Source organism: Novosphingobium sp. UBA1939 (assembly GCF_002336885.1).
Lineage (GTDB): Bacteria > Pseudomonadota > Alphaproteobacteria > Sphingomonadales > Sphingomonadaceae > Novosphingobium.
Genome location: NZ_DDFB01000119.1, coordinates 14,620 through 17,969 on the forward strand (window position 1 = coordinate 14,620; position 3,350 = coordinate 17,969).

A 3,350-nucleotide genomic window follows, 5' to 3' on the forward strand; every position below is an offset into this window, starting at 1 on the left:
AGATCAAGCCGTTCCGACGCGTACTCCGGAGCGCCGGCTTGCGCCGAAACCGATCATTCGGCCGATCGACGGCTTCCAGTCTGCAGTGCGCCCAATCAAGTCGTCCGAACTTTCGAATGCCTTTTCTGGATACTGCCGTTCATGAGATCGCGGCGACAGGCCCGCAAAGTGTTTCAAGCTGGGGACGATTACTGCAATCGCGCCCTCCAACCAGCCCATTGCTTCAACGCGGCCTATCAAACTTGAGCGCGGCCACCGTCAACGAAAAGCTCGGTGCCGCTGACGAAGCTCGAGTCTTCTGAGGCGAGATAGAGAACTGCCCGAGCCACTTCTTCCGGTAATCCCACGCGGCCCATGGGCACTGTAGAGGTCAATTTCTGGAACGCCTCGGCTGAGAAGCGTTGTGTTGCGGGCGTATCTATCGGCCCCGGGCTGACCACGTTAGACCGAATTCGCCTATCCTTGAGCTCGATGGTCCATGCGCGCACGAAGTTGCGCAACGCAGCTTTGGTCGCACCGTAAACGCCAAAGCCGCTTGTGCCCTTCACGCCTGCCACCGACCCCATAAGGATGATCGAGGCGCCGTCCTGGAAAAGCGGAAGGGCCTTCTGCACCGCGAACACGGCGCCCTTGACGTTGATGGAGAAGAGCCGATCGAAATGCTCTTCCGTAAGCTCCTCCAAGGTTACGCTTTCCGCGATCCCTGCGTTGGCCACCAGCACGTCTAACTTGCCCATGGCCGCAACCCTCTCGAACAGACGGTCCAGATCTTCAAGCGACGCTACATCACCGCGGAATGCCACGGCGCGTGGTCCAAGCGCAGCTACCGCATCATTGAGTTCCTGCTCCCGTCTGCCAGTGACGACAACGCGCGCACCGTTAGCCACAAAGATTTGTGCAATTGCCAGGCCGATGCCGGAGCTGCCGCCGGTAACAACCGCGAGCTTACCATCGAGTTTCGACACGGTGCATATCTCCATATATATATATATCTAATATCTTTGAGAAAAATGCGCTCAAGGCGCACATTCACCTGAATTAATTGCGCTATTTTTGGGTGAAAGTTTCTTGAATTACTCAACCAGCGATAACTGTTGGGTCAGCTTCCATGCATCTGCTTTGGCGGCGCGTGCGCTGCCCCAAACCGATCCCGGACGATGCTTAGGTTGAAGCACTGGATGTGTCGCGAGTCAGAATTTTTGCAGGTCAGCCGATGGCCGAAATCCTGCTGCATTTTCCAGCAGCCAATCTGCAACCGATCGGGCATTTTTGCCCGTAAGTTCGGGGACGGTTGTTGTGGTTTCGGCCAAAACACCTTCACGAAAAATTCGGTCGAGCCCTAACAGAAGGTCCGCAACCATCTCGTTTACCCCTGATGCCAACAGGTACTCGCGATGTTCCGCGTGCGTGCGATGATGATAGGAAACTGTCCGCCCCAGAATTGAAGACAGCTCTTCTGCGATTTCGGGCATGCTGACAGCATGCGGGCCGGTGAGATGATAGGCACGCTGGGCGCCAATGAAACGATCGTCGAGCAGGGCAATACGGGCAACGTCCGCAATATCGCGGGTGTCGATCAGGTTGACCTTACCGTCGCCAGCGGTTCCTCCCCAGTGACCCTCCGCGACCGGCTTCTTGGCCCGTGCGAGAACATCGACGAATGAACCGGGCCTCAACACGGTGTAACCGATCTCTTGGTTTGCGAGATGGGCTTCGATTTTCATATGCCAGTCGAAGGGGTGCAGATGCGTGGGCGGGCCAAGCGCAGAGAGCTTGACGATATGGGATACCCCTGCCTGCACGGCCGCATCGATCACTGCGATTTCGTTCTCAACTTGGCGGTCGGACGTCCCGTGGGCAAGGAACAGGCGATCCACTCCATCAAGAGCGGATGCGAGCGACGCTGCGTTCGCGAAATCCACCTCGGCCGTCGGTATTCCGGCAGGCAAGCGATCGGAATTGGCATCCCGCGTCATGGCGATCAAGTCGACCGGGTCGTTTGAGAGGCTCGCCACAAGCGTGGCGCCTACTCTACCGGTTGCTCCCGCTACAGCTATGCGCGGGCGTGAAGCGTTACCTGAATGTCCGTTCATAACCAACCTTCGACCTTATCTGGCTCGAGATTGATTATGGGTAGTCGAACTTAAGCGCGCAGGACGTACGATGGTATGGTGCCCCATCCATTCCCTGCTTCAAAAATATGTAAATCCACAGTCGTTTGCAAATGACGGGCCAGCGCAGCGGCCCCCTTTGTGGCGTAATCGGGAATGACCGCTATCCACCATCCATCGTTCAACACCTGCCGGTCCGTTCACGGCCAGTCCCTTCCATTCCGGGAACGATCATCGGTGCTTCATGAATGGCAGTTGTCGGCTAGGTACCGGCCATTTTCGGCGCAGCTCGGGAACGGCAGGATTGTCCCAGCCCTCGTCACTCAAGCGCTCCACTGCGGCGGTGAACGAACGACGGGTTCCGACGCCGCAGCCCAAGCCCCTGAACGTCTGGAATCAAGGCGGCAATTTGCATCACATCGTCTTAGTAGCAGCCGCCCCACCCCTTGCGCACCGAAGTGCCAAAGCAGACGTCAGGTGCTGGTCAAGCCCGCAGGTTTCAACGCCAGGATCTGTCGGGCGATGATGTGCCGACCGAGAGACGCCCGTTATCATGCAGAGGCATATTGGTTATTGTCCCTGCATTTGCTTCGCGCGCCCCGACGCCGCTGTGGGTATGGTGCGGACCGTGTTGCACTCGGTGCCACCGGCACCGAACTGATTGGGTTTGACCTCGATGGAGACGCGCCGCGTTGTGCCATCGGCTTGGGGCACCAATTCGACGACGATGACGGGCACGTTCGCAGCGGCAGTTCCGTTCGATGGGCTGCCCTTGATCGCCCCCGTTCTCGGGTCGATCGTGATCCAGCAGGGCAAATCCCCGCCGTTTTCGGCCATGGCTGTTATCATCTGGCCCTTCGGTGCGGGCGCGATTTGCGGGCGCAAAACTTCGCGATTGGGGTCCATTTGTGCAGAGACCGGATCGCCGTGAGTCGGTTTGACGTTTGTGTCATGCCCGCTCATCGATGCAGGCTCGGCGAACTGAGTTACGGGACGGGAACTTGTCGTGTCGTTCGACATCCCCTTGGATCGTTCGGTATCGTTCATTCCTGTCCGATCGCCCTGGTGCTCGCGCTGCGGCTCGGCCGTGATGCTGGTACCGCCGCCCTGCTGCTCGCGCTGCGGCCCGGTGGTGGTGGTGGTGCCGCCGCCCTGCTGCTCGCGCTGCGGCCCGGTCGTGATGCTGGTGCCCCCGCCCTGCTGCTCGCGCTGCGGCCCGGTCGTGGTGGTGGTGCCGCC

General features: G+C 59.1%; 3 protein-coding genes. All 3 read right to left on the reverse strand.

Going from position 1 to position 3,350, the window contains the following annotated elements:
- Positions 1 to 236: 236 nt before the first annotated feature.
- On the reverse strand, positions 237 to 965 hold the full coding sequence (locus tag B3547_RS15810; protein WP_292964595.1) for an SDR family NAD(P)-dependent oxidoreductase: 729 nt from the start codon (positions 963 to 965) through the stop codon (positions 237 to 239).
- A 225-nt stretch (positions 966 to 1,190) separates the two neighbouring features.
- Positions 1,191 to 2,093: an NAD(P)H-binding protein gene (locus B3547_RS15815; protein ID WP_292964597.1), complete on the reverse strand. Its 903-nt coding sequence runs from the start codon at positions 2,091 to 2,093 to the stop codon at positions 1,191 to 1,193.
- 588 nt (positions 2,094 to 2,681) lie between these two features.
- Positions 2,682 to 3,350, reverse strand: a 669-nt coding sequence (locus tag B3547_RS15820) for a putative Ig domain-containing protein (protein ID WP_292964599.1), incomplete at its 5' end; no start/stop codon positions are given.

Excerpts from the sequence above, each read along its gene's own strand:
- B3547_RS15815 (WP_292964597.1), bottom strand. The coding sequence starts at position 2,093 with ATGAACGGACATTCAGGTAACGCTTCACGCCCGCGCATAGCTGTAGCG.